The organism is Rhodobacter lacus (assembly GCF_042683065.1).
In the GTDB taxonomy this organism is placed as follows: Bacteria; Pseudomonadota; Alphaproteobacteria; order Rhodobacterales; family Rhodobacteraceae; genus Rhodobacter; species Rhodobacter lacus.
The window spans coordinates 1-1,951 of sequence record NZ_JBHUIX010000022.1 but is presented as its reverse complement, the minus strand read 5'-3'; the positions used below and the strand labels follow the sequence as shown (position 1 = coordinate 1,951).

Annotated in this window: 1 protein-coding gene; it reads right to left on the bottom strand. The window is 64.0% G+C overall.

Going from position 1 to position 1,951, the window contains the following annotated elements; genetic code table 11:
* Positions 1-1,214: 1,214 nt before the first annotated feature.
* On the bottom strand, positions 1,215-1,847 hold the full coding sequence (locus ACFSM0_RS17575; protein WP_377393652.1) for a recombinase family protein: 633 nt from the start codon (positions 1,845-1,847) through the stop codon (positions 1,215-1,217).
* Positions 1,848-1,951: the final 104 nt, after the last annotated feature.

The following is a 1,951-nucleotide window of genomic DNA, read 5'->3' as shown; positions in this document are numbered from 1 at the left end:
GCGAAGATGATCAGCCCCAAACATCTCGCCCCGACGACGCCTTGGAAGGCTCGTCAGCGCCCTCAGGCTGCCCCGTGAGTCGCATCTTAAGGCCGCCGCAATACACCCTAACGCCACCACGAAGGCGCTCCAGCGTGCCCCACAGGCGCACCCAGAGCATCACCTTCACGCACCCCGGCAGGTTTCCCCACCGGGGCCGTTGGGGTGCTGGGCCTGTCCCTCGCGGTGCAGGGGCATCGGCCTCAGCGTTACGCCTGCGCCTGTGAGGCAAACTGGGCCTTGTACTCCGCCAGCCTTGCCAGCCCTTCGGGGGCATCTCCTGAGACCCGCCGATGGTAAGGAGGGGGCGTTTCGCACCCCCCTTTCAATGCTACTCAGGCGTTTGTGGTGATGAAGGTGGTGGGAGGGGTCTCGTCGGCGCGGAGCCGAGGCAGAGGTGCGCCGGAAGGTGTCCTGATGGCCCGCGCAGGATGCGGCCCAACATCAGTTGCCCCGTTCTGTCGTCGATCATCCGGCTTCGCCGAGGGAGACCAAGGAGGAGGTGTTGGCCTCGGAGCCATCCCGAGGTCGAGGTGTCATTGAGAGGTGGGCTTGAGGGAGAGCGTTGCTCTTGCGCATCCTGCGGCCCCCAACGGTCAGCCCTCACGGGAAGCGTGGAGGTTCCCGCCATCAGTCCCTGTTCTGCTGTGTCGTTGGAGATCTCCGCCACCGTGGCCACCCCGTCGATGACACATGGTCACGAGACCACGGCCACCCTGCACACTGGCACTGCGATAGGCTTGATCTCCTCGGCGGGGACACCCCCGCCACCGAGGCACCTCTTGCCACCTCACGGGAGCCGATGCGGTGCAACTGGGCGGGAACCGTAAGGTGCACCTCTAAGGGAACATAGGGGGGGGCTCTCTCTATGGGTGGTGTTAATCGGAACGGGTCTTCTGAGAGCAAGCCTCCCTCCTCTGGGGCAGCGTCAACGTGGCCTCTCAGGTCTCCATCATATGTGTGGAGGGACGTTTGGGGTCGAGGGTCTTCCCCGAGAAAGCGCCCGGCGTTCTGGTCTCCGGCGCAGACCGTCATCAGCATGGCCCCAGAAGGTGCCCCGAAAGTTGCCCTATATGAGTGTGGAGGGACGTTTGCGGCGGCGGGCGCCCCCTTTGCAGGGCGAGGAGAGAACTCGGCGAAAGGCGGGGAAGCGCCACATCAGCCCCGCCGCTGGCTTACGCGCCCCACTTCTCCAACGCCTTCACGGCCTCCTCGGGATTGTCGATCACCCGCCGCACCGCGCCCCGTGACAGCCCGAGTTCCTTCGCTATGGCCAGCGTGGCGACCCCGCTGCGGTTCATCTCAAGGATGCGTTCAAGCGTCGGGCGGTCATAGCTGGGCTTGCGTCCGCGATAGGCTGTGATGCTCTCCCGTGCAGCGGCGATACCTGCGCGCTGGGCTTCCTTGATCGCTTCCGCCTGCGCCTGTGCCGTTGCCGCCATGAAGGCAATCAGCGCATCCCTCACGGCTTCCTGCATGGGGTCCGTTGTGGCCCCGTCAAAGGTCAACCCATTGATGACCGTGCGGATGACCACGCCCTTGCGCATGAAGTGGCGGATGGTGTCGGTCACGTCCTGATAGTTGCGGCCCAGCCGATCAACCCAGCGCACGACAAGAACGTCGCCCCGGCGCAGCACATAAAAGAGCCGCTTGCCTTCGGGTCTTTCCTCAAGTGCGGTGCTGACGCCAGAGACGCCATGATCGGCGATGACCTCGTCAATCTGAAACCCGGCGCTCTCGGCCTGCGCCTTCTGAATGTCGATGTTCTGTTCCACGGTCGAGACGCGGGCGTAAAGGAAAGTCGCCATGAGATCTCCATGTGGCTACAAAGGTGCTGGCTTTTGATAAGATGGCCGCTGAGGCAAGTCAACAGTCAACGGCCACATCTTTGCGGCCAATACGGGGTGGTCGT

Excerpts from the sequence above, each read along its gene's own strand:
- ACFSM0_RS17575 (WP_377393652.1), bottom strand. The coding sequence starts at position 1,847 with ATGGCGACTTTCCTTTACGCCCGCGTCTCGACCGTGGAACAGAACATC.